The organism is Terrabacter sp. 2TAF16 (genome assembly GCF_052115065.1).
GTDB lineage: Bacteria > Actinomycetota > Actinomycetes > Actinomycetales > Dermatophilaceae > Terrabacter.
This window is the reverse complement of record NZ_JBFRFZ010000006.1, coordinates 557,326-579,704: the sequence shown is the minus strand read 5'-3', so window position 1 is coordinate 579,704 and position 22,379 is coordinate 557,326. Positions and strand designations below refer to the sequence as shown.

20 protein-coding genes are annotated in these 22,379 nt (G+C 74.0%); 6 read left to right on the top strand and 14 right to left on the bottom strand.

Going from position 1 to position 22,379, the window contains the following annotated elements; all coding sequences use genetic code 11:
* The first annotated feature begins 41 nt into the window (after positions 1-41).
* The 3 genes from AB4Z14_RS11535 to AB4Z14_RS11525 all read left to right on the top strand — a co-directional run bounded on the left by AB4Z14_RS11535 (position 42) and on the right by AB4Z14_RS11525 (position 4,536).
* Positions 42-3,089 carry a LuxR C-terminal-related transcriptional regulator gene (locus tag AB4Z14_RS11535; RefSeq protein WP_442275281.1) on the top strand — a complete coding sequence of 1,016 codons (3,048 nt, stop codon included), beginning with the start codon at positions 42-44 and terminating at the stop codon, positions 3,087-3,089.
* Positions 3,090-3,199: 110 nt separating this feature from the next.
* Positions 3,200-3,406: a hypothetical protein gene (locus AB4Z14_RS11530; RefSeq protein ID WP_056771338.1), complete on the top strand. Its 207-nt coding sequence runs from the start codon at positions 3,200-3,202 to the stop codon at positions 3,404-3,406.
* Positions 3,407-3,411: 5 nt separating this feature from the next.
* Positions 3,412-4,536, top strand: a complete 1,125-nt coding sequence (locus AB4Z14_RS11525; RefSeq protein WP_442275280.1) for a lysylphosphatidylglycerol synthase transmembrane domain-containing protein — start codon at positions 3,412-3,414, stop codon at positions 4,534-4,536.
* On the opposite strand, the gene AB4Z14_RS11520 is transcribed toward AB4Z14_RS11525, so the two are convergent.
* Complete coding sequence (locus AB4Z14_RS11520) at positions 4,511-6,316, bottom strand: SLC13 family permease (RefSeq protein ID WP_442275279.1); 1,806 nt, start codon at positions 6,314-6,316, stop codon at positions 4,511-4,513. The genes AB4Z14_RS11525 and AB4Z14_RS11520 overlap by 26 nt on opposite strands.
* A gap of 118 nt (positions 6,317-6,434) precedes the next feature.
* On the opposite strand from AB4Z14_RS11520, the gene AB4Z14_RS11515 reads away from it, so the two are divergent.
* Together AB4Z14_RS11515 and AB4Z14_RS11510 are read left to right on the top strand one after the other, a co-directional pair.
* Positions 6,435-7,952: a leucyl aminopeptidase family protein gene (locus AB4Z14_RS11515; protein ID WP_442275278.1), complete on the top strand. Its 1,518-nt coding sequence runs from the start codon at positions 6,435-6,437 to the stop codon at positions 7,950-7,952.
* Between the two features lie 80 nt (positions 7,953-8,032).
* Positions 8,033-9,472, top strand: a complete 1,440-nt coding sequence (locus AB4Z14_RS11510; protein ID WP_442275277.1) for a carboxylesterase/lipase family protein — start codon at positions 8,033-8,035, stop codon at positions 9,470-9,472.
* Positions 9,473-9,525: 53 nt separating this feature from the next.
* Here AB4Z14_RS11510 and AB4Z14_RS11505 read toward each other — a convergent pair whose 3' ends face one another.
* From AB4Z14_RS11505 to AB4Z14_RS11465, 9 genes are all read right to left on the bottom strand, one after another.
* Complete coding sequence (locus AB4Z14_RS11505; protein ID WP_442275276.1) at positions 9,526-9,975, bottom strand: hypothetical protein; 450 nt, start codon at positions 9,973-9,975, stop codon at positions 9,526-9,528.
* A gap of 59 nt (positions 9,976-10,034) precedes the next feature.
* A complete protein-coding gene (locus AB4Z14_RS11500; protein ID WP_442275275.1) occupies positions 10,035-10,433 on the bottom strand; it encodes a nitroreductase family deazaflavin-dependent oxidoreductase in 399 nt (132 codons plus the stop codon).
* A 55-nt stretch (positions 10,434-10,488) separates the two neighbouring features.
* Complete coding sequence (locus AB4Z14_RS11495; RefSeq protein WP_442275274.1) at positions 10,489-11,037, bottom strand: copper chaperone PCu(A)C; 549 nt, start codon at positions 11,035-11,037, stop codon at positions 10,489-10,491.
* A gap of 117 nt (positions 11,038-11,154) precedes the next feature.
* On the bottom strand, positions 11,155-12,774 hold the full coding sequence (locus AB4Z14_RS11490) for an LCP family protein (protein WP_442275273.1): 1,620 nt from the start codon (positions 12,772-12,774) through the stop codon (positions 11,155-11,157).
* A 151-nt stretch (positions 12,775-12,925) separates the two neighbouring features.
* Positions 12,926-13,264, bottom strand: a complete 339-nt coding sequence (locus tag AB4Z14_RS11485; protein ID WP_442275272.1) for an ANTAR domain-containing protein — start codon at positions 13,262-13,264, stop codon at positions 12,926-12,928.
* Positions 13,265-13,607: 343 nt separating this feature from the next.
* Positions 13,608-14,351, bottom strand: coding sequence for a response regulator (locus tag AB4Z14_RS11480; RefSeq protein ID WP_442275271.1), 744 nt, complete (start codon positions 14,349-14,351; stop codon positions 13,608-13,610).
* The gene (locus AB4Z14_RS11475; RefSeq protein ID WP_442275270.1) at positions 14,327-16,183 is read right to left on the bottom strand and encodes a GAF domain-containing protein; all 1,857 of its coding nucleotides are present in this window, start codon (positions 16,181-16,183) and stop codon (positions 14,327-14,329) included. The genes AB4Z14_RS11480 and AB4Z14_RS11475 overlap by 25 nt, the downstream gene beginning before the upstream one ends.
* Before the next feature lie 130 nt (positions 16,184-16,313).
* Positions 16,314-16,817 carry a pyridoxamine 5'-phosphate oxidase family protein gene (locus AB4Z14_RS11470; protein ID WP_442275269.1) on the bottom strand — a complete coding sequence of 168 codons (504 nt, stop codon included), beginning with the start codon at positions 16,815-16,817 and terminating at the stop codon, positions 16,314-16,316.
* 1 nt (position 16,818) lies between these two features.
* Positions 16,819-17,466 carry a hypothetical protein gene (locus AB4Z14_RS11465; RefSeq protein WP_442275268.1) on the bottom strand — a complete coding sequence of 216 codons (648 nt, stop codon included), beginning with the start codon at positions 17,464-17,466 and terminating at the stop codon, positions 16,819-16,821.
* A gap of 180 nt (positions 17,467-17,646) precedes the next feature.
* Here AB4Z14_RS11465 and AB4Z14_RS11460 point away from each other — a divergent pair, with 180 nt between their 5' ends.
* The gene (locus AB4Z14_RS11460; protein WP_442275267.1) at positions 17,647-18,174 is read left to right on the top strand and encodes a universal stress protein; all 528 of its coding nucleotides are present in this window, start codon (positions 17,647-17,649) and stop codon (positions 18,172-18,174) included.
* Between the two features lie 3 nt (positions 18,175-18,177).
* Here AB4Z14_RS11460 and AB4Z14_RS11455 read toward each other — a convergent pair whose 3' ends face one another.
* Genes AB4Z14_RS11455 through AB4Z14_RS11440 form a run of 4 tightly spaced genes read right to left on the bottom strand, consistent with a single transcriptional unit; the run spans position 18,178 to position 22,374 of the window.
* The gene (locus tag AB4Z14_RS11455; protein WP_442275266.1) at positions 18,178-19,041 is read right to left on the bottom strand and encodes a glycosyltransferase family 2 protein; all 864 of its coding nucleotides are present in this window, start codon (positions 19,039-19,041) and stop codon (positions 18,178-18,180) included.
* A 50-nt stretch (positions 19,042-19,091) separates the two neighbouring features.
* Positions 19,092-20,213: a glycosyltransferase gene (locus tag AB4Z14_RS11450; protein WP_442275265.1), complete on the bottom strand. Its 1,122-nt coding sequence runs from the start codon at positions 20,211-20,213 to the stop codon at positions 19,092-19,094.
* Positions 20,210-21,292, bottom strand: a complete 1,083-nt coding sequence (locus tag AB4Z14_RS11445) for a glycosyltransferase (RefSeq protein WP_442275264.1) — start codon at positions 21,290-21,292, stop codon at positions 20,210-20,212. The genes AB4Z14_RS11450 and AB4Z14_RS11445 overlap by 4 nt, the downstream gene beginning before the upstream one ends.
* Positions 21,280-22,374 carry a glycosyltransferase family 1 protein gene (locus AB4Z14_RS11440; RefSeq protein WP_442275263.1) on the bottom strand — a complete coding sequence of 365 codons (1,095 nt, stop codon included), beginning with the start codon at positions 22,372-22,374 and terminating at the stop codon, positions 21,280-21,282. Before AB4Z14_RS11440 ends, AB4Z14_RS11445 begins: the two co-directional genes overlap by 13 nt.
* Positions 22,375-22,379 lie beyond the last annotated feature (5 nt).

The following is a 22,379-nucleotide window of genomic DNA, read 5'->3' as shown; positions in this document are numbered from 1 at the left end:
CTCCGGGCGACCTCCAGCGTCCTCCGGCCAGGGCTGACGCCGTGCACTCGGGGACTGCGCGCACGACCGACGGCCACATCGACGGGCGCGGCTCCGCCGCCCTCCGCCGCGCGCCCAAGCACCGACCGCCCGGCCTCACGGTTCGCACGGTGCGACGTGCCACGATCCCGCCGCCGCTCCCGCTGGACTCGGCGACCGAGCGTGCCAGCGGCACGGTCGTGCTCGTCGCCGGCTCCGTCGGCACGGGCAAGACGACGTTGCTCGCCGACTGGTCGGGCGCGTTGGAGCAGCGCGGCGACCTCGTCGGCTGGGCCTCCCTCGACCGTGAGGACAACGACCCCCAGGTCATGGGCGAGACGCTGCTCGGCGCCCTCCGGGCGGCCGTCGCCGCCGACGTCCCTGCCGTCGACGCGGAGACCGTCCCGAGCCGGGTCGGGCACGCGTTCGTGTCCCGTCTCGTCCAGCTCGCGGGTGAGGCTCCGGCGGACACGTGGCTCGTCCTCGACGACCTGCACCTCGTCCGCGACCCGCGGTGCGTCGAGCTCGTCGAGCTGATCGTCCGCTGGGCCCCGGCGCACCTGCACGTCGTCGTCGGCACGCGTGCCGACCCGGGACTGCACCTGGCCCGCCTGCGGCTCGAGGAGCGGCTCCTCGAGGTGCGCGAGCACCAGCTGCGCTTCTCGGTCGACGACACCCGTGAGCTGCTGTCCCGGCACGACGTCGCCCTCGACGACGGCCAGGTGCGCCACCTGCAGGAGCTCACGGAGGGGTGGGCGGCCGGGGTGGCCCTGGCGGCCGTCTCGCTGGCGCGCGGTCGCGACGCCGACGCCTTCCTCCGCGAGTTCGCACGGAGCCACCGCGCGATGTCGGGCTACCTCGTCGAGGAGGTGCTGGCGAGCCTCGACGAGGAGGTGCGTGACTTCCTCGTCTCGACCTCGGTCCTCGAGGACCTCACGCCCGACCTCGCCGCCGCCGTGACCGGGCGCGACGACGCGGGTGCGCTGCTCGAGGCGCTCTCGTCGGACAACGCCATGGTCACCGCCGACCGGGTCGGGCCGCCGACCTATCGCTACCACGTGCTGCTGCGCAGCTACCTCGGCGCGATGCTCGAGTCCCGCAGCCTCCGGGGTGCCCGGGAGGTCCACGCCCGCGCCGCACGGTGGTATGCCGCCCACGACGTCCCGGGACAGGCGCTGCGTCACGCCGAGGCGGCGGGGGATCTCGACCTCATGAGCGACGTGATCCACCACCACGCGCTCCACCTGCTGCTCGACGGCCGGGCCGCCGACATCGATGCCGCCGTGCGCACGGTCCCGATCGGTGACCCCGTCATGACCGCGGTCGCAGCCCTCGCGAGCCTCGACCTGTCGGACCCGGAGGCCGCCCGGATCCAGCTCGTGTCCCTCGCGACGCAGCCCGACACATGGCTCGTGGGCGAGGCAGATGGTGCCCAGGCCGACGTCGAGCCGGCGCCCGACGGCACCGGGCTCGACGATCCCGGTGCGCTGCCCCTCGAGCGTCTGCTGGCGGTCGGCCTCCGCTGGCTCTCCTTCGTCGGTGACGACGTGGGCCGACGCTCGGTCGCTGACCCGGCCGCGCGCCTCGGCGCCCAGCCCAGCGGCGACGAGAGGGTCGCCGACGGGCTGGCCGCCGAGCTGTCCTCCACCTTCCGGACGTGGTCGGGCAGCCGGTCCGCACGCGCCCACGTCGTGCCTCCCCTCGACGATCCCGTCGCGAGCCCTCTTGTGGGAGAGGGGCTCTCGGAGCGAAGTCGGCAGATGGGTCGCCTGCCCCATGAGCATGCCCGGGCCGACCTCGACCTGCTCGACGAGCTGACGAGCGGTGGCGTCCTCTTCGGCGCCGGACGTCTCGACGACGCCCGGACGGCCTACGGTGCGGCCCTCGGGACCGCCCGCCGTGCCGGGCACCTGCTGTCCGCCCTTCAGGCCATGGTCGGGCTCGCGTCGGTCGCGGCCGGCAAGGAGGACCTCGTCGAGATGACGGCATGGTCCGAGCGCGTGCTCGCCGAGGCGCAAGGCACGCCGTGGGCTCGGTCGCCCCGGCTGCTGCCCGCCCATGTCTTCGCGGCGTGGGGCGCCCATCAGGTCCTCGACATCGCGACCGCGCGGGACCGCAACGTGACCGCCCTCGCGCTGATCGCCGAGGTCTCGTCGATGATGCCCGCGCCCGCGCCCGCGCCCGCGCTCGCGCCCGTGCCCGGGGACGGGGAGTCCGGCGACGACGCCTACACGACCGCGGCACGCGGCCTCGAGCAGCTGGGTCGGCTCGCGCGGATGCTCGAGGCCGACCTCGATCTCGAGGAGGCCGCGGACGAGCCCGGTGCCCGGCAGGACGTGGTCACCCGGGTCATGACGGGAGCCAGGGACGTGTCGCGACTGTCGATGACCCCGGACCTCGCCGTGGGCGAGCTGTCCCGGGCGCATCGGATCGTGCTGCTCGCAGGCTTCCCGAGACTCGCCCTCGAGGTCGAGCAGCTGAGTGCCGGGCTGCCCGGGTGCGAGGTCGAGGTCGCCGTCATGTCGGGGGTGCGCCACCTGTGGGACGGCGACGACGCCGCTGCCAGATCGGCGGTCGCGCCCCTGCTCGCGGTCGACCCGGCGATGCTGCCCCTGCGCGCGGCGGTCACGGCGCACCTCGTCAAGGCGGTGGTGGCCCACCGCAACGCCCAGGCGACCGTCGCGCACGAGGGACTCGTCGTCGCCCTCACCCGAGCCGCTCCCCAGCACGCGCTCCGGACCGTGCTCGAGGTCGCGCCGGAGGTCGCCGAGGTCCTCGCCGTCGGTGCGGGCCGGTTCGGCGAGCTCGAGCCGTTCGCGCTCGAGCTGCGCGAGCACTCCCGTCAGGCTGCGGACCTGCGGCCGGAGCCGCTGCTCGACATCGCCCTCAGCGCCCGCGAGCTGAGCCTGCTCCGCGAGCTGCCGTCGCTGCTCACCGTCGCCGAGATCGCCGACGCGCGGGCCGTGAGCCGCAACACCGTCAAGACGCAGATGCGCTCGCTCTTCCAGAAGCTCGGCGTCGGGTCGCGCCGTGACGCGGTGGCCGCAGCGCGCCGCCTCGGGCTCCTCTAGGTCGCCGGCAGGTCGAGGTCACCCGCCCGGGGTGACGCCACGACGCACCCGGAACGGCACGATCGGATCAAGAGCCTTCGGCATCCGGTCCGACCCGCGAAGGGGGCGGCGTGCGCTACGAGTTCATCCTGGCCGAGCAGATCCCCGAGGTCGCCCGCGCGGCCTTCCCGGAGCTTGACGAGTCGACCGTCCAGGTCGGCGCGTTGGGCTCGGTCATGTACGGCGACGTCGTCGACGCACCGCACCTGCACGGCATCCTCGACCGCTTCCAGGATCTCGGCTTCACGCTCCTCGAGCTGCGGCGCCTCCCGGACTAGCGCCGGTGACCCAGGAGCCCGTGGGGGACTCTGCGGTTGGCCCGCCATGGCGGGCCGGACAGCCGCAGGAGCCGCCGTCGCGAGCCGAGCGGTCGCTACGGTCGACGCGGCGACGGGCGCTGCTCGTCGGTGCCCTGCGGATCGGCCTGACGCTCGTCGCGCTGTGGTGGTTCTCCCGCGTCGTGCGACGGGTCAACTGGTCGGCCGTGTGGGACGCCGTCACCGGCCTGGCTCCGGTCCAGCTCGTGGCGTTGCTGTGCGTCGTCGCGCTGCGCCAGTGTCTCAACGCCGGCCCGCTCGCGGTCTTCGTGCCGTCCCTCGGACTGCGTCGGGCCGTGTCGAACGACCTGTCGGCCAACCTCGTCGCGACGGTCGCACCCCCACCGGGCGACGTCGTGCTGCGCATCGCGATGCTCCGATCGTGGGGGATCCCGTCCGCCGAAGGCCTCGCCGGCATCTCGCTCAACACCCTGACCTACTACGTCGCGCGCTTCGGCGCGCCCGTCCTCGGGCTGGGACTGGCCGCGGTCGCGGGACAGGCCGAGCCGGCATACGTCTGGACTGCTGTCTCGAGCGGCGCGGTCAGCCTCGTCGTCGTCGCGGGGCTCGTGATCGCGTCGCGCGGTGAGCGGCCCGCCGCGCGTGCCGCTGGATGGGTCGGCCACCAGCTGAGGCGCGTCACCCCGCGGGTCGATCCCGCGGCGTGGTCGACCCGCGCCACCGAGTTCGTCCGGCAGGCCGGCGACGTGCTGCGCCGCGGCTGGGGCCGGGCCATGGCCTGTCAGGTCGGGCTGGTCCTCAGCGAGGCGCTGCTGCTCGTGCTGTCGCTGCGCTTCACGGGCGTGCCGGCGCTCGTGGCCCCGACCGTGACCATCGTCGTGGCCCTGCTTGTCAGCTATCCCCTCACGGCGCTGCCCTTCGGCGGCGTCGGGGTGCTCGACGCCGCCGTCATCGCCATCCTCGGCCTGGAGCAGGGACCGTTCGAGACGAAGGCCGTCGCCGGGCTCGTCGTCTTCCGCGTGTGCTGGATGCTCGTTCCGCTCGCACTCGGAGCCGTGACGGTCACGCGGTGGCGGCGCGCCCACGTCGCCGAGGCGGCGGCCGTCAGAAGCGCCACACGAGGGGAATGACGGTGACGGCCACGACCAGCCACAGGAGCAGGACCGGCAGCCCGAGGCGCCAGTAGTCGCCGAAGCGGTAGCCGCCCGGGCCCATGATCATCATGTTGGCGGGCGTCGCGATCGGGGTGAGCAGCGACGCGGCCCCGGCGACCGCGACGAGCATGAGGACCGGGAGCACCGAGACGCCGGTCTCCTGGGCCGCTGCGACCGCGATCGGCACGACGATGAGCACCGTCGCGGTGTTGCTGACGACCTGCCCGACCACCGCGGTGAGGGCGAAGAGCGCGACGAGGAGGAGGTAGGGCCGGCCCTCGCCCACGACGTCGATGAGCCCCCTGGCCACGAGATCGGCCGCGCCGCTCGTCTCGATCGCGGTCGACAGCGGGATGAGGCCGCCGATGAGCACGACGGTCTGCCACGAGACGGCGCGGTAGGCCTGGTTGACGCTGACGACCCTCATCAGCACCATCGCGGTGGCCGCGGCGAGGCCCGCGATCGCCGGCGGCACGAGTCCCAGTGCGAGCAGGACGACCATGACGAGGAGGACCGCGATCGCCCGGCCCGACCGTGGACCGAGCGGAACTGCTTGTCGCCGAACGAGATCCGGGGAGTCGACCAACAGCACGTCACGGTCGTGCACGAGCTCCTCGATCGACGTCCACGTGCCGTGCAGCAGGAGACTGTCCCCGGCGGTCAGCTCGTGCGGCGTCGCACCCAGGTCCTTCCCGAGCCGGCGGATCCCGAGCACGACGAGGTCGCTGCCACGCATCTGGCCGGGGAAGGACGTCTCACCGACGAGTGGCGAACGTGGCGGGACGACGACCTCGGCCACGCCCACCTCGCGGTTCATGATGCCGGCCGACTCGACCGTGATCGGTCGCATCGCGACGGCGAGGCGCAGCTCGGGCACGAGGCGGCTCACGGCATCGCTCGCCCCGCTGACGACGACGACGTCGTCGTCCCCCACCGGGGTCGCCCCCGTCACGGCGTGACCGCCGGCACTCTGCACGCCGATGAGGGTCACTCCCGGGTATGCCGTGAGGTCGAGTCTCGACGCGGGCACCCCGACGACGGCCGACCCGGGGCGCACCCGGAGGCGGTAGAAGCCGTCGTGGAGCTCGTAGTAGGCGGCGAGCCGGCTCGCGTGCCGACCGAGGTCACGGACCGGCTGGGAGGAGGACCGGCGGGGCAGCACCCGTGGCCCGAGCAGGACCCCCAGCGTCACGGTGCCGATGACGAGGGGCAGGCCGACGACGGCGAAGTCGAAGAAGCCGAACGGCTCGACACCGGCGTCGACGGCAGCGTTGGAGACGATGACGTTGACCGGGCTGCCCGTCAGGGCGAGGAGGGATCCGGCGCTCCCGGCGAAGGCCATCGGCATGAGCATGAGCGAGGGCGACCGCCGGATCCGGGTGGCGAGGACGAGAACCATGGGCAGGAGGGCGGCAACCGAGCCGTTGAGGGTGATGACGGCGGTCAGGACCGCACACAGACCGAGCACCGCGACCATGAGGCGCACCGCTCCGTCACCGACGACGTCGATGAGCCGCTGGCCCGCCCACGTCGTCACACCGGCCGAGTCGATGGCCTCGCTGACGACGAAGAGGGAGGCGATGAAGACGACGACCGGGTCGCCGAACCCGGACAGGGCCGTGTCCGCGTCGACGAGTCCCGTCGCGTAGAGCGCGAGGCAGGTGAGGACGGCCACCCCGCCCACCGGCAGGCGGTTCCAGATGAAGAGGACGACGGTTGCCGCGAGGACCACCAAGCTCGTCGTCGCGGGGCTCATCGCCCCATCGTCCGTGCCGGGAGGCGTGGTGCGGTCACCCCCGACGGGTGAATCGGTCGCGGGGGCGGCGCGGCCATGCTCGGAAGGACCAAGACCATCGTCTCCGGAAGGAGTCGGCGTGAGCACTCCTGCGATGCGCACTCTGGATCCCATCCCGTCCACCCGGTCGTCCGTCACGGTCGACGTCGTCGCCGACCTGCCCGGAGCCGACGAGGTCGGGGCGGTCGCGGTGCCGGTGGCGGAGGGCGCCGAGCCGCCGGCCGACCTCGGGCAGGACGCGGCCGCCCTCGCCGCCGCCGGCTTCACCGGCAAGCGCGGGCAGACGATCGTGATCCCCAGTGGTGGCCGAGCCCTCGTCGCCGTCGGCATCGGGGCGGTCGACGACGTCGACGAGGCTGCGGTGCGTGACCTCGCCGCGACGTTCGCCCGGGCCGTGCCCCTGCACACCCGCCTCGCGGTCGAGCTGCCCGACCGGGAGATCGGCCTGTCGCCGGCCGACTTCGCCCGCGCCGCCACCGAGGGAGTCCTCCTCGCCCGATGGCGCTTCCGGATCAGCGAGACCGACGACGAACCGGTCCTCGAGCGGCTCGTCCTCGTCGCCCCCGCCGAGCACTCCGAGGCCGTCGTCGAGGGCGTCCGCCGTGGTGAGGTGCTCGCGCGAGCGGCAGCGATCGGCCGCGACCTCGCCAACTGTCCTGCCGCGGCGCTCACCGCGACCCGCATGGGTGAGGTGGCGCAGGAGCTCGGCCCCGACGCCGGACTGGACGTCGACGTCGTCGGCCTCGACGAGCTCGTCGAGCTGGGGTGCGGGGGGCTGCTCGGGGTCAACCTCGGCAGTGTCGAGGAGCCACGCATGGTGCGTCTGCACTACGTGCCGGAGGGCGAGTCGCGCGGGCACCTCGCCCTCGTGGGCAAGGGCATCATGTACGACTCCGGCGGCATCAGCCTCAAGCCGAGCGACGAGTCGCACGCGCAGATGAAGAACGACATGACCGGTGCCGCCACGGTGCTCGCCGCCATGACCGCGCTGCGTGCCGTCGGCTGCCAGACCGAGGTGACCGGCTACCTCATGTGCACCGACAACATGCCCTCCGGCTCGGCGCTCAAGCTCGGCGACGTGCTCCGGATGCGCAACGGCAAGACCGTCGAGGTGCTCAACACCGATGCCGAGGGACGTCTCGTCATGGCGGATGCGCTCGCCCTCGCCGTCGAGCTCGACGTCGACGCCATCGTCGACATCGCCACCCTGACCGGTGCGTGCCTGCGCGCGCTCGGTGTCGACATCGCCGGTGTCATGGGCAACTCGGACGCGCTCGTCGACCAGGTCCGGGCGGCGGGGGAGGTGGTCGACGAGCCCGTCTGGCCGCTGCCGCTGCATCGCCGCTACCGGTCGCAGCTCGACTCGCCGATCGCCGACATGACCAACCTCGGCGGCCCGAACGCCGGCCAGATCACGGCGGCCCTCTTCCTCGAGGAGTTCGTCGGCGACAAGCCGTGGGCCCACATCGACATCGCGGGCACGGCACAGCTGCCGGAGGCGAGGGGCTGGCGCAACAAGGGCGCTACCGGCTTCGGGAGCCGGCTGCTCATCGAGCTCGCCTGCGCGTTCGAGAGACCGGCCACGCCCGGCACGTGAACGCCGTCGGTGCCCCGCGGTGCGGACCGACCCCGGCGAAATGGCTGGCCCGCGGCCGGGGACGCGGCGACAATCGTCGGGTGGACATCGACGTCGAGGTCACGGGTGGCGTCGTGCGCGGCGCCACCGAGGACGGCCTCGCCGTCTTCCGCGGCATCCCGTACGCGGCCCCGCCCGCTCCCTTCGCCGCCCCCGAACGGGTGCGGCCCTGGACCGGAACCCGTCCGGCCCGCGCGTTCGGTCCGCCGCCGCCGCAGTCGGCCGCCTTCGGCATGGACGCCCTGACCGACGAGGGCGACGACTGGCTGACCGTCAACGTCTGGTCGCCGGGGCTGGGGCGCCGGTCACCCGTCATGGTCTGGATCCAGGGAGGCGCCTACCTCTTCGGCACGTCCGGCCTGCCTGAGTACGACGGGGGCCTCCTCGCGCACGGCGGGGTCGTCGTCGTGACCTTCAACTACCGGGTCGGCCTGGACGGTTTCGGCTGGGTCGACGGCACGCCCGCGAACCGTGGCCTGCTGGACCAGGTCGCCGCGCTCGAGTGGGTGCGCGACAACATCGGCGCCTTCGGCGGCGACCCCGAGCGGGTCACGGTCTTCGGCCAGTCCGCGGGTGGCGGTTCGGTGGCGGCGCTGCTCGCCATGCCCCGCGCCGCCGGGCTCTTCCACCGGGCCGTCGCGCAGAGCCTGCCCGGCACGTTCTTCACCCCTCGGTTGGCCGCCGACATCACCCGGGCCTGCGCGGCCGAGCTCGGTCTGGACCCCTCCGAGCTGCCGGCGGCCGACCCCCGGACCCTGCCCGCAGCCGCCGACGCAGTGGCGGCGACGATGGGGCTGCACGCGGACCGCTGGGGGCGCGCGGCTCACGCACACGTCCCCCTGGCGCCGGTCGTCGACGGTGACGTGCTCCCGACGACCCCGTGGCTCGGGCTCACCGGGCGGGTCGAGCTGATGGTCGGCCACACGCGCCATGAGCAGCGGCTGCTCACGGCGCTGAGCGGGCAGCTGGGCGCGATCACCGAGGAGCAGGCCGCCGAGGCGGCCGAGATCTTCGGCCCCGACCCGGGGCGCTACCGCGCGAGCTTCCCCGACCCCGAGGAGCTCTACGACGTGGTGCGGTCGGACTGGCTCTTCCGGATGCCGTCCCTGCACCTCGCCGAGGCCCAGCTGGCCGCGGGCGGGCGGGTCCACCTCTACGAGCTGACCTGGCCGGCACCCGGCATGGGCGGGGTCCTCGGGGCCTGCCACGGGCTGGACGTGCCGCTCGTGTTCGGCACCCTCACGGCCGGTCAGCCGGCCCTGCTCATCGGCCACCCCACGGCGGAGGCCGAGGCGGTGTCCGAGCAGATGCGGAGCGCGTGGACGGCGTTCGCGACGAACGGCGACCCCGGGTGGCCCTCCTACGACACCGGAGCGACGCGACTGTTCGACGCCGAGCCGGAGGTCACGAGCTATCCCGAGCAGGTCTCCCGCCTGATCTGGAGCGAGCCGCCTCAGGTGCTCGACCTGGCCCAGGTGTAGTCGGGTCCGGAGGGGCACGCCTGGGGCCCGTGGGTCACGTCGCCGTCACCCGGTCACGCCGACGGAGGCGCCGTCCACCGTCGGCGGACGGGCATCTCCTCGTCGGTGTACTCCGTGGCCACGGCCTCCGCGACCGAGCACGCATAGTGGACCAGGCCGTATGCCGTCTGGCTCGGGCGCGCCACCACTGCGGGGTGCGAGGGAGCGAGCTCTTCCAGCGAGCCGCGTGCCATGAACTCCCCGTGGTCGCCGGTGTGGTCGTCCCACGGCTGCGCCGTGTGGAACGCGTACCGCGGGTCACGTCCCACCTCGCGGAGCCTCGGGCTGGTGTCGCGGAACGACACACACAGCAGCCCGGCCGCGAGCCACGGGGACACCGGGTGCACACGTGGGCCACCGTCGAGCCGCAGCGTGGCCAGGTAGACGATCCGACCCGCCATCCGCTCCCGAGCGAAGGCCGCGAGATCTGGTTCGGCGTCGGCGAACTCAGCCCACGTGGCCACGGCGGTCGCCGGCCCCTTCGTCGGTCCGGATCACGAGCGGCCGTCGACCGGTCGTGGGGTCAGTGGTCGGAAGAGTCATCGACCGTGAGCACGATGAGCGGGCTGTACCGGAGCATCTCCGGCACGTCCGTGCGCCGCCAACGTCTGGCGGCAGCCTCGATGAAGGGCCGGCGCTCGTCAGGGTCCGTGACGACGCGCGCCGTGGCGGGCACGTCGACGACGACCGACTGCTTCAGGTGGACCACGACGTGGGGGTCGGCCTCGATGTTGTGGATCCAGTCGCGCGTCCGGTCGGCCCGGGGCATCCCGGTGATGAAGAGCTGCCCGTTGTCGTGGTGCAGAAAGATCTCGATACGTCGTCGTCGACCGGTGCGCCGGCCTGTCGTCGTGAGGTCGATGAGCTGGCTGTGGCTCAATGCGGCCCGGGTGGCCGCACCCGGTGAGTTCTCGGGGTCCATGGCGCGATCCTCTCGACTGAGCTCGGCGCTCGCAGGTCTGGCGGGTCGGCTCCCGTCAGCTCGTCGCCGGTGCCACGGGGGAGACGGGCGAGACGGTCGGCAGACCGAAGCCGTCGACGAAGACGTTGACCGTGACGCTCCCGGCCTTCTCGAAGCGGAAGGTCACGGGCAGGAGCCGACCGGCGCGCACGTCGAGCTCGAGGTCGACCATCTCGAGGTGGAGGCCGCCGGGGTACTGCAGCGAGACCACCCCGTTGGCGGGGACGTCGACCTTGACGGGGGCCTCGGGCCCGTCGGTGCCCTGGCGCATGATGACCTGCCTGGCGTAGGCGGTGCTCACTGCCACGAGACGGTCCGCCGTGGCGCCGTCGTTGGCGAGCGTCGTGAAGAGTCCCGTGTTCGACCCGGTGAGCAGCTTCCGGTCCTCCGGGGCGTCGATCCTCGTCGCAAGGAGCCGGAGGGAACCGACTTCGGCGTTGACGCTCGTGCCACGCGCCGGGTTGGTGATGCGCGCCTGGACGGGGTCCGGCTGCGAGGTGCACGCAGCGAGCGGGACGACGCTGACCGACAGGAGCGCGGCGACGACGATCGGGCTGGTCCTCATGGCCGCCACGCTAGGCGGGACGCGCATCGGGCGATTCCCCCGTCGAGGGTGACCCTCAGGCGGTGGAGGTGGTCGCCGGGGCGGGCCGACCCGGAGCCGCGGGCTCCGGCTCGTCCCTCAGCACTGCGCGTACGGCGTCGTCGTCGGGCTCGGCGTCGCGGGGGTGCGCGGCGTCCGGGTCGCCGAGCCCGTGCCGCCCGTCGAACCGGGCGTCGTGGACGTCGGCGTCGGTGTCTTCGCGAGCTTCGGCGCGGCGATCCCCTTCCTGACGAGGGCGCGGACCTTCGCGTAGTCGGGGTCCCACGGCTTGATGCCGTCGTCGAGGGTCAGCGTCACGCTGTTGACCTTGGCCTTCTGCACCCGCTCGACGAGGTCGACGAAGGCAGGCAGGCTCCGGGCCGGGATGTCGGTGTAGATGTTGTCGCGCGCGATGCGCGCCAGCTGGGGGTACTGCCCCACCATCTGGGCCGGGTTCACCTGCCCGACGATCGCCTGGACGACGCACCGCTGCCGGGCCTGCCGGAACGTGTCGCTGTCGGCGGCACGCGAGCGGGCGTACCAGAGCGAGTGCCACCCGTCGAGGTGCTGGCGCCCGGGCCTGAACCACGCCTTGACGTCGACGATGCGCTGGTCGGCGGTCACGCGCCCACCGATCGGCAGCGGCCCGCCCGTGCCGGCGTTCTTGACGTTGATGTCGAGCCCGCCCATGGCGTCGATGAGCAGCGAGAATCCCTTGAGGTCGATGACGACGACGTGGTCGATCGTGAGCCCGACGATCTGCTGGACGGTGCCGCGGATCTCCTCCCGGCCCGGCACGACACCCTTGGGGTAGGCGCCCGGGTGGTCGACGGCATACGCCTCCGCCTCGCTGTAGAGGTTGGTCAGCAGGCACTGGCCGGTCACGCCGGGCTCGTTCTGGGCGCAGGACCGCTCGGGCGAGCCGAAGTGGCCGGACGGGTAGCGGGCACGGAGGGGGCTGCCGGGGGCGAGCGGTGCCTTGAGCAGGTTGCGGGGCATCGAGATGAGCGTCGTGCGCCCGGAGTGCGTGTCGATGCTCGCGACGATCATCGAGTCGGTGCGGGTGCCGATGCGGTCGGAGCCCGCGTCGGAGCCGAGCAGCAGGATGTTGACCCGAGCCTGCTCGGCCCACGGGTCGTCGCCCTCGACGACCTTCGCGCCCACGCCCGGTCGCGACGGCGGCGCCGAGAAGACGACCTCGACGGTGTCCTGGGTGATGAGGGCGTAGTCCGCGGCGGTGAAGGCCCCGCCGCCGACGACGAGCACCATGAGTGTCGTGAAGGAGGCGAGCAGGCCGGTGCGGCCGCGGTCGAGCGTGCCCGGTCGCGCCTGGACGGCCGTGAGGACGATCGACGCGCACCAGACGAGTCCCCAGAGCGCGATGACGACGACGGCGCCGCGGAGCAGTTCGGGCCGGGCGACGACCGTGAGAGCAGCACTCGTGACACCCTGGGTCAGCACGGCGTAGGCCGCGCCGGCGCTCGCGGCGAGGGTGATGCCGAGGATGGTCCAGCCGACCCAGCGGCTGCGGGTCTGCGTCAGCCCGGCGCCCGGCAGGACGGTGCCGAGGACGGTGAGACCGAGTGCGCGGCGGAAGCCGGACCCGCGCTCACGGCGCACCTGGCTGCGACCCCGCTCACCCGGCGCACCCGGCCCGGCCGCGGCCGGTTCCGGCGCGTCCTGCGGCCGCGGCTCGTGCGCAGCGCCGTCCGGCTGCATCGTGCTCCTCCCGGCCTGGCCACGTGCGCAGGTCACCGATCTACATCATGTCTCTCGGAGGCGCCGAGCAGAAGCACCACGACGAAAGGACCATCCCGAGGCAGGGACGGGGACGTGCCGGGGGGGGTCGGCGGGGCGGCGGCCCCGCGGGTCACGACTGATCGATGCGCCCCGTCTCGACGACCTCGAGCGCGAGCACGTGCAGCTTGACGTTGCGCGCCATGCTGGCCCGCCTGAGCTCGTCGAACGCCTGCCCCCGCGTCATGCGACGCAGCGCCATCAGGATGCCGATGGCGGCGCCGATGTCACGGCTGTGGGCGAGGGCGGCCTCGAGGTGGAGGGCGCGCGACTCGGCGGCGTCGAGACGCTCGAGCGCCTCGAGGAGGTAGGTCTCGACCGGGGTCAGCTGCTCGTCGGCGTCGTCGGACGCCCCGAAGACCGTGTCGACCCCGTCTCTGGGCGAGGTGCCCGCCACGACGTGTGGCTCCATGCGAAAACTCCTACTGGTACCCCGCCGGCGGCCTTTGCTCGACCGCGATTGGCGCGCGTCAAGCCTAGGGGACCGGTCCGACGGATGGTGCCGAGCGGGTGGGGCGTCCGGTTCGTCCGGTACGGCGGGACACGAGGCGGGCGACTGACGCGGCTCTCGCTGGGTACTCGTCACCCGGCGCCATCGTCGCCCTTCAACCAGCCAGGGGCGGCGGTGACGTCGCCGGCGGGACCGACGCCGGACAGGCAGCGAGACGGCACCCGCTCGGGGGATCGGGTGCCGCCTCACCCACACCATCGCGGCCCGCGTGCATCCGTTACAACCGTCGGCTCGGCGTATGCCGTCACCTGCGTTCGTGGTGCTCCGCGGGCTCCGTGCCGTGCTGGGCGCCGTAGACCGCGGCCTGGGTGCGGCGCTCGAAGCCGAGCTTGGCGAGCAGGCCGGACACGTAGTTCTTGACGGTCTTCTCGGCGAGGTGCAGGCGGTCGCCGATCTGGCGGTTGGTCAGTCCCTCGGCGATGAGGGTGAGGATCTCCTGCTCCCGGTCGGTCAGGGTCCCGGTGCGCGAGCCCGGTCGCGCCGATCCGACCCGCCCCGACGGGTGCTCACCGCCGCCGTCCGCGGTGTCGGCGCCCTGGGGTCGGCGGATCCGCTCGAGCAGGCGCTCGACGAGGGCAGGGTCGATGAGGGAGTGGCCGGCGGCGACGTGCGCGACCGCCTCGGTGAGGGACGTGCCGCGGATCTGCTTGAGCAGGTAGCCCGAGGCCCCGGCCATGACCGCGGCGAAGAGAGCATCGTCGTCGTCGTAGGAGGTGAGGATGAGACAGCGCGTGCCGGGGCTGCTCACCTGGACCTCGCGGCACACGTCGATGCCGCTCCCGTCGGGGAGCCGCGCGTCGAGCAGCGCCACCTGCGGGGCGAGCGTCGGGATGCGTCGCAGGGCCTCGGCGGCGGTGCCGGCCTCCCCGACGACCCGGAAGCCGTCGTGCGACTCGAGCAGGTCGACGAGCCCTCGGCGGACGATCTCGTGGTCGTCGAGCAGGGACACCGTGATCGGCGTCGTCACGGGGTCAGCAGGGCGGTCCATCTCAGCACCGTCTCCCTCTCGTCGGTCGTCAGCGTGCAGTCCCCGCCGCGGTCGTGGGCGCGCTTCGTGAGGTTGGCGAGGCCGCGGTGACGTCGCTCGGGCGGGCGCGTGGTCCGTCCGGCGCCGTCGGTGGCGTCGGTGGCGTCGCGGTCAGCCGGTGTCCCCGAGCTGCCGCGGCGCGTGCCGTCGGCCCCCGAGCCCCGCGCGGCCGGGCCGTCGTCGGTCACCTCGACCGTGACGGCCTCCGCCGTGACGGCGACGCGGACGGAGACGGCGGAGCACCGCGCGTGCTTGACGACGTTGGTCAGCGCCTCGCGGAGGACGGCCGTGACGTCGTGGACCAGCACGGGGTCGATGACCGTCGCGACCGGTCCCTCGAGGCTCAGGGTCGGCTCGACGCCGAGACCTGCGGTCGCTGCGGCGACCACCTCGAGCAGCACGGCGCGGGCGTCGAGCGACGACGGGGGTTCCTGCAGCTCGAAGATCGAGGCCCGGATCCGTCGGATCGTCTCGTCGAGGTCCTCGACCGCTCGGCCCAGGGCCCCGCGGACCGTCGTGTCGGCGGCGCGCTCGGTGACCGCCTCGAGCGACAGGGCCGTGGCGAAGATGCGCTGGATGACGTGGTCGTGCAGGTCGCGGGCGATGCGGTGGCGGTCCTCGAGCACCGCGATGCGCTCCTCGTCGGCGCGACCGTCCGCGAGCTCGAGTGCGAGCGCGGCGTGGGTCGCGAGCTGCTCGGCCATCTCGACGTCGGCGCGGGTGAACGGGTGGCTCCCGGCCCGTCGGGCGACGACGACGGCGCCGCGCACCCCGGCCTCGCCGACGAGCGGACAGGCCATGGCCGGCCCGCCCGACCCGGCCCCGTCGACCGAGAGGAGGGTCGGGTCGGCGGGCCCGGACGCCTCGGCGAGGACCGCCCGGCGCTCGCGCATCGCCGTGCCGGCCAGCGAGGGACCGGATCGGTATGCCGTTCCGACGAGGCCGTCGGCCCCCACCCCGCGCGCGACCCCGACGACGAGGCGGACGGCATACGCCAGTGGTTCGTCGGCGTCGGCGAGGGCGGCGTCCGTCTCGCGGTCGGGGAAGTCGAGGGTGACGACGTCGGCGTCGGCGAGGCGCAGCACCGCGTCGGCGATGCGGACGAGGACCTGCTCGCCGAGGCCGGGCCGGAGCAGGTCGCGGCTGATCTCGGCCGACGCCCGCAGCCACTCCTGGCGTCGTCGCGACTCCTCGTAGAGGCGAGCGTTCTCGATGGCCACACCGGCGCTCGCGGCGAGGGCCACGACGAGGTCCTCGTCGTCGGACGAGAAGTCCGAGCCGTCGACGCGCTCGGCCAGGTAGAGGTTGCCGAAGACCTCGCCCCGGGAGCGCACCGGCACCCCGAGGAAGCCGTGCATCGGAGGGTGCCCGGCGGGGAATCCGACGGACCGCGGGTCGTCGGAGATGGCGTGCAGCCGGATCGGCTCCGGCTCCTCGATGAGGGCGCCGAGCACGCCGCGCCCGGTGGGCAGGTGGCCGATCAGCTCGACCACCTCGGCGTCCATGCCCGAGTGGATGAACTGCTCGAGCCGGCCGTCGATCCCGATGACCCCGAGCGCGGCGTAGCGGGCGCCGGCGACGGCGCGTGCTGCCTCGACGATGCGGCGGAGCACGGCAGGGAGCGCGAGCTCCGAGACGACGGAGCGGTTGGCCGCGAGCAGGCCGCGCAGCCGGTCCTCCGCCGAGCCCGTCGAGCCCGTCGAGCCCGTCGAGGCCGCCACGCCTGCCCTGGGTGCCGAGCCGCGCGGGCCCGGTGTGCCGGCCGGGCGGGGCGACGGGACACGCTCGACCATCAGCGTGTCGTCCGCGCAGGCACGGCGGCCGTCCGCACCCGTCGGCCGGTCGCGCGCGTCGCCGTCATCACCCAAGGCTAGGCCCGCGCGGCTGCGCCGGTGGCTCGTTGTCGCAGGACGGGGCGGGCCGTCAGCGGGCACTGCGTCGCGCGGCGGACGGCACGCGCTGCGATCCGAAGGAACGACCGGTGATCCGCTCGACGCTGATCCCGATGAAGACGTTGCGCACGCCACCGGCCCACGGCTCGGCACCCTCGACCGTCCACAGGTGCGTGAGCAGCGCGGGTGACGCGACGGCCTGGGCGCGACCGCGTGCGATGACGCTCCACCCCGTGTGTGCCATGTCGTCGAGGTCGTCGACCTCGAAGACCACCTGGGTCGGCCGCACGAGCTCCGAGAGCACGCCGAAGGGCGAGGTCCGGAAGACGATGAGGTCGGCCGCGCAGGCATAGCTGACGGGGAAGATCTGGGGGCCGTGGCCGGCATTCCACCCGATGCGCCCGACGTTGCGGGACTCGAGCAGGGCCTGGCACTCGGTCGGGGTCAGGTCGGCGTAGTTGATGCGTCGGCTCGACCGCTGCCCGTGGTCCGCGTGGTCCGCGCTCTCGCCGGTCGGCCGGCCGGTCGTCGTCATGTCAGGACCTCGGCGTCGGCCCGGCCGAGGCCAGGCGCTGGGGGTGGTGGGCGCGGCCGGAGTCACGTCCCACGGGCCGTCCGAGCTCGACGGCGCTGACCGGGCGCGGCTCGGGAGTCACGGCGCGGAGCATCGCTCGGCACCGGTCGAGCTCGGCACGCACCCGGGCCAGCTCGGTGCGCACCTCGAGGAAGTGCACGAGGTGGTCGCCGACGCTGCGCGCCCACGCGTCGACGGCACGCCAGTCGGCGCACCACGTCATCGGGATGGTGGACCGGCCGTCCTCCGGTCCCGCCTCGGCGCCGGGGTCCGGCGGCTCCGTGGGCCGGACGGGGACCGACGGCCGGCCGCTCCAGTGGCTGACGTGCAGGTGGTCGACGGCGACGACGAGGTCGAAGCCCTCCGTCGACGTGATCGCGACGCACGGGCGGCACGTGACGCGGTGCCCGGCGCGCGAGAGCTCATCGGCGATCGACGCGGCGATGGCCTCGTCGATCCCCGCGGTCGTCGCCGCGAACGAGGACGACGAGGGGGGCGTGGCCGGCGCGCCCGTGGCCACTCCGGTCGGGAGCACGCCCGTGGCGTACGACTCGGGCGCCGTCTCCGGCGGCGGTGGTGGGGTCGAGTAGGTGATGAGGACGGTGCACATGGTGCTCTCCCTGGTCGGCGGCGCCGGGCACGGCGCTGCATCGATGGTGCGCGCCGGTGGGCGGGTCATGACACGGCCGAAGGTCGCCAGGTGCCGGGACCAAGGTCCCGGATCGGACAGGACCGATGCATCTGTCGGCAGTGCGGTCCGCGGCAGACGCTGGACCCAGAGGTGAGCACCATGGACGAGACGAGACAGCGCGACCCAGGTCCGGCCCGCCCCGGGGCGGCACGTGTGGCGACACGGCCCGCTGGGGAGCGCGGGGCTGACGCGCCTCGGCCGAGGGGCAGGATCGTCGTGGGGGTGGACGGCTCGAAGCAGAGCCGGGCCGCGCTGCGCTGGGCCTGTGCCGACGCCCACGCCAAGGGGGCCGTGGTCGTCGCGGTCGCGGTGTGGCACCTCTACCCGCTGGCGCCGCCCGAGCGGATCGGTGCGTCGCCGTGGTGGTTCACGGCCGACCCGGAGGAGGCCACTCAGGCCTTCCTCGGGGAAGTCGTGGACGAGGTGGCCGACGACTTCCCGGACGTCGTCATCGAGCAGAAGGTGCTCTCCGGGCATGCTGCCGAGCAGCTGATCAGCCTGTCCGCGGTCGCGGACCTCGTCGTCCTCGGGGCGACCGGGAGCGGTGGCTTCGCCGGCATGTCGCTCGGCTCGACGAGCCGGGCCGTCGTCGAGCACGCCCTCAGCACCGTGGTCCTCGCCCGCTGACGTTCAGCCGGGCGCGTCTCCGGTGACCTGCCACGTGCCGTCGGGGTCGCGCCGGGCGAGCCCCAGGGTGGCGAACGCGTCGAGCCACCCCTCCATCGGCCACCACCCCCACCGGCGGGCGAAGCGGTTGGCGTTGGCGACGACGTCGTGCACGTGCTGGACGGGCGGCGAGCTCGTCGGGTGGTGCTGGTGGTGTGCCACGGCACCGCCGACCCAGAGCAGGCGCCCACCGGAGGCGCCGAGGCGCTGGCCGAAGTCGGTGTCCTCGCCGCCGTAGCCGACGTACGCCTCGTCGAAGCCCCCGACGGCGTTCCACGAGCGCACCGTCAGCGCGAAGGACAGGGACCAGAAGAGCCGCAGGTCCTCCGCAGGACGCACCTCGTCCGAGGCCAGGGTCGGCCGGGCCGGGTGCGGCGAGGCCAGGGCCGCGAGGTCGAGGTCGCGGTAGTCGCGTCCCGCCGGGGCCGGTGGCAGGTAGGCCACCTCTCCGGAGAGGACCAGCGGTGCCACGCCCGGCCCGGGACTGCGCGGGTGCTCGTCGCGCAGCACGGCGGCATACCGCTCGACGAGCCGTGGTGACGGGATGCAGTCGACGTCGAGGAGCACGACCTGCTCGGCGCCGGCGCGGGAGGCGACGGCGACCCCGAGGTTGCGCGCGGCGGCGAGGGGTAGCCTTCCCCGTCGACGCGGCAGGCTCGCGACCCGCACGTCCCACGGCCCCGCCTGCGACCGGGCGAGCGGCTCGACCTCCGGGTCGTCCATCGCGACGACCACCTGCAGGTCCGGCAGTCGGGTCTGGCGACGCAGGCCCCACAGCTGGCGCGCGAGGTGCGTGTGGCGCCCGTGCACGATCGTCACCACGGCCACGCGGGGCGCCCTGCCCGCGGGCGTCCCGGCTGTCGGTGAGAGGGCGCGTGTCACGACGCCGTGCGGATGTCGTCGCCGGTGCGGGCGTGGCGGGCGTGGCGGGCGTGGCGGGCGGCGAGCTCGTCGAGCCTGGCCGCTGCGGAGGCCGCCCCGTGACCGGTGGACCACCGGCGCCAGCCCTCCCCGCCCCGGTCGAGGGCCCGGTCGAGCAGGCCGGGCCAGGCCGTGGCGCGCGGCCAGGCGCGGACGCCGACCGCAGCCCCGAGCCGGTCGACGGCGGCGGCCGTCGCCACCTGCTCGTCGAAGGGGCGCGGCTGGGCCACGACGACGGCGGGACGGCGCGCCGCGGCGACCTCGGCGACCGCGTTCTGGCCGCCGTGCGTGACGACGACGTCGGCGGACTCGAGGTCGGCCCACAGGTCGGGCGACGGCGAGCCCGGGCCGCGCTCGACCCACTCCCAGCCCGGTGTCGCGGCCCGGGCGGCGGCCACCTCCGCGGCGGACGTCGACCGTCCGCCGCCGCCCCAGAGGACGAGGACGCGTCGCGGCGATGCCTCGGCGGGTTCCGGCCCGGCAGAGGCGGGGCCGTCCGCCAGGGCGTCGATGCCGTCCGCGGCCGAGCCGAGGGACGTGCGTCGACGCGACGGGACCCGGTCGTCGAATCGCGAGATGCCCCCGACCGCCCACAGCTTGTCTCGCCACGACCCGGGCCAGGCGGTCGCATGGGCCGCCTCGGGCCACGGGGCGAGCAGGGCATCGGCGAGGTCGTAGGCGAGGACGTGGGCGCGGTCGGTGCGCTCTCCGGGCATGGCAAGCACGACGACCGGTACGCCGCACAGCCGGACGAGCGTCGCCACCTCCACCGACACGTCGACGACGACGAGTGAGGGCCGCGTCCGGGCGATCCACTCGGTCAGTGCAGCGGCACGGTGGGCCAGTCCGGCGTCGTGCCGCGGGACCCAGTGCAGCACGTCGCCGGCCGTGGGGTCGGCGCGGACGACCTCGCCGGCGGGCATCTGGTCGTCGCGGTCGAGCTGCAGCCACTCCGACGGCCATCCGTCGGGGGCTGGAAGGGAGCTGATCCCCGTGACGGGCGAGCTGAGGTGCTCGGCGACGGTCTGCAGGCGGGTCAGGTGGCCGAGCCCCTGGTGGTGGACGTACCAGCCGATCATGCGGCACCGGACATCGCGCTGAGGGACTCGTAGATCCCGAGGTAGCTCTCGACCATGCGGTCCACCGAGCAGGCGACGACGGCGTGCGCCCGGCACGCAGCGCGGTCGAGGTCGACGGCTGCGGCCACGGCCTCGGCAGCGGCCGCGTCGTCGCAGTCCCGGGGCAGCAGCAGCCCGACGCCGGGCACGACGAACTCGCGCAGGCCACCGCGGTCCAACGCCACGACCGGCGTGCCGCACGCGAGGGACTCCGCGGCGACGAGGCCGTACGGCTCGTCCCACTCCGGCGTCACGAGCATGGCCGCGCTCGCCCCGACGAGGGCGACGAGGCCGTCGGTACCGAGGTGGCCGACGTACTCGACGTCGTCGCCGAGCTCGCCCGCGACGTGCCGGGTGAAGTAGTCCGCGTCGCCGACCGGGCCCGCGAGGCGGAGCCGGCGGCCTGCCGCCCGGGCCATGGCGATGGCCCGGTGTGGTGCCTTCTCCGGCACGAGCCGGCCCACCCAGACGAGGTCGTCGCCGCCGGGTCCTTCGACCCATCGGTCGACGTCGACGCCGTTGTGGACGACGTGCGCCGGAGTGACGTGCGCCCACGACCGCGCGGTGTGCTCACTCACGGCGACGAAGTGGCTGTGCCGCAAGGGGTTTCGTGACCGAGCGCCGATCTCGATCGCGGGCTCGAGCCACGGGGTCGGCGGAGTGTGCAGGGTCGTGAGCACGGGTGACGGCAGCGAGCCGGCCATGGCGACGGGCAGGTGGTGGAGGCTGTTGTTGTGCACGACCGCGACATCGGGACGTTGCTGGAGCGCCAGCATGACCTGCAGGTATGCGTGGTGCTCGCGCAGCCACGCCTCCGGCACCATCGACGCGTCGCTCCGGGCGGTGTGGCTCAGGCGCAGGGGCTCGACGTCGAGCGGGGTCGCCCCCAGCGCCGGGTCGCTGCCCGGGCCGGCGAAGAAGGACACGTCGACACCCTGTCGCCGCAGCCCTCGCACGAGGTGCCACGTCAGCGACTCCAGGCCACCGGCGAACGGCTCCGCGATGGGGTGCCTCGCGGCAGCGAGGATCACGACGCGCACGCGACACCCCGCTCCGCAGCGGCAGCCAGCGCGTCGGCATACACCTGCTCGTGAGCACGCGAGACGTCGTGGCGCTCGCGTCGGCGTTCCTCCGGCTCGGCCCGCCACGAGGGCCGCTCGTGGTAGGCCCTCAGGAGGGCGTCCCGGAGCGTCGGGGCACCGTCGTCCGGAAGGGATCCAGGCGCGCTGTAGAGGAGGCACGGACGCTGGTCGGCGTAGTGGCCGCAGTCGGGGGCGACGACCGTCGTCCCGAGGTCGTGGCACGCCTCGAGCCAGCCCGAGTGCGTGCCGAAGCGGTAGGGCAGCACCGAGACGTCGAGGGACTGGAGGTAGTCCCACAGCTCGTCGTCGCTGAAGTAGTCGTGGACCCGCAGGTCGACGCCGTCGGTCGCTGCGAGCTCCCGGAGCCGGGGCTCGAGGTCGCTCGCGTGTCGGGGGCCGCCCGGGGTCATGACGTCGGTGTGGGCGTCGACGCGCAGCCGGGCGCCGGGCATCTCCGGCAGGGTGGCGACGATCTGCTCGATGACGGGTAGCGGGTCCATGCCCGCTCGCAGGCTCTTGGCGTGGACCCCGATGACGTAGCCGCGGTGCGGCACTCGGGGCCGGGACAGGCGCGGCTCCTCGACGACGTGCGGGTGGGGCACGACGAGCGCCTCGCGCCCCCATCGCTCGGCGATCTCCGCCGCGGCGCCGGGAGTGAGCGTGATGAGGGCGTCAGCCGCCTCGACGAGGACCCCGAGCTGTGCGTCGTGCAGCTCGCGCTCGTGGTGGTGCGGGTTGCGCAGGTCGTGAACGGTCAGCACGAGGGGCTTCCCGTGGCGGCGCAGGCTCGAGGCGACCCGGGCGAGGTCGTCGGGTGACACGGCATCGAAGCCGAAGTGCACGTGCATGACGTCGAAGTCGGCGGCATGGGCGTCGACCCAGCCCGGCTCGAGCATCCGCGGCGGCCACCACTGGGCGTCGGGCACGTCGGCGCGGGGACGGGGGTCCGGCAGCCGCGTGACCGTCGTGTCGCCGTCAGGTGGAGCGAGGTGACGGACGTAGACGTGGCCTGCGGGGACGGACGCGATGACGGGACTCAACCGGT

What these genes read in the sequence shown, in the direction of transcription:
- AB4Z14_RS11520 (WP_442275279.1), bottom strand. Translation starts at nt 6,316, where the DNA reads ATGAGCCCCGCGACGACGAGCTTGGTGGTCCTCGCGGCAACCGTCGTC.
- AB4Z14_RS11500 (WP_442275275.1), bottom strand. Translation starts at nt 10,433, where the DNA reads ATGGACCCCGAGAACTCACCGGGTGCGGCCACCCGGGCCGCATTGAGC.
- AB4Z14_RS11495 (WP_442275274.1), bottom strand. Translation starts at nt 11,037, where the DNA reads ATGAGGACCAGCCCGATCGTCGTCGCCGCGCTCCTGTCGGTCAGCGTC.
- AB4Z14_RS11490 (WP_442275273.1), bottom strand. Translation starts at nt 12,774, where the DNA reads ATGCAGCCGGACGGCGCTGCGCACGAGCCGCGGCCGCAGGACGCGCCG.
- AB4Z14_RS11485 (WP_442275272.1), bottom strand. Translation starts at nt 13,264, where the DNA reads ATGGAGCCACACGTCGTGGCGGGCACCTCGCCCAGAGACGGGGTCGAC.
- AB4Z14_RS11480 (WP_442275271.1), bottom strand. Translation starts at nt 14,351, where the DNA reads ATGGACCGCCCTGCTGACCCCGTGACGACGCCGATCACGGTGTCCCTG.
- AB4Z14_RS11475 (WP_442275270.1), bottom strand. Translation starts at nt 16,183, where the DNA reads ATGGTCGAGCGTGTCCCGTCGCCCCGCCCGGCCGGCACACCGGGCCCG.
- AB4Z14_RS11470 (WP_442275269.1), bottom strand. Translation starts at nt 16,817, where the DNA reads ATGACGACGACCGGCCGGCCGACCGGCGAGAGCGCGGACCACGCGGAC.
- AB4Z14_RS11465 (WP_442275268.1), bottom strand. Translation starts at nt 17,466, where the DNA reads ATGTGCACCGTCCTCATCACCTACTCGACCCCACCACCGCCGCCGGAG.
- AB4Z14_RS11460 (WP_442275267.1), top strand. Translation starts at nt 17,647, where the DNA reads ATGGACGAGACGAGACAGCGCGACCCAGGTCCGGCCCGCCCCGGGGCG.
- AB4Z14_RS11450 (WP_442275265.1), bottom strand. Translation starts at nt 20,213, where the DNA reads ATGATCGGCTGGTACGTCCACCACCAGGGGCTCGGCCACCTGACCCGC.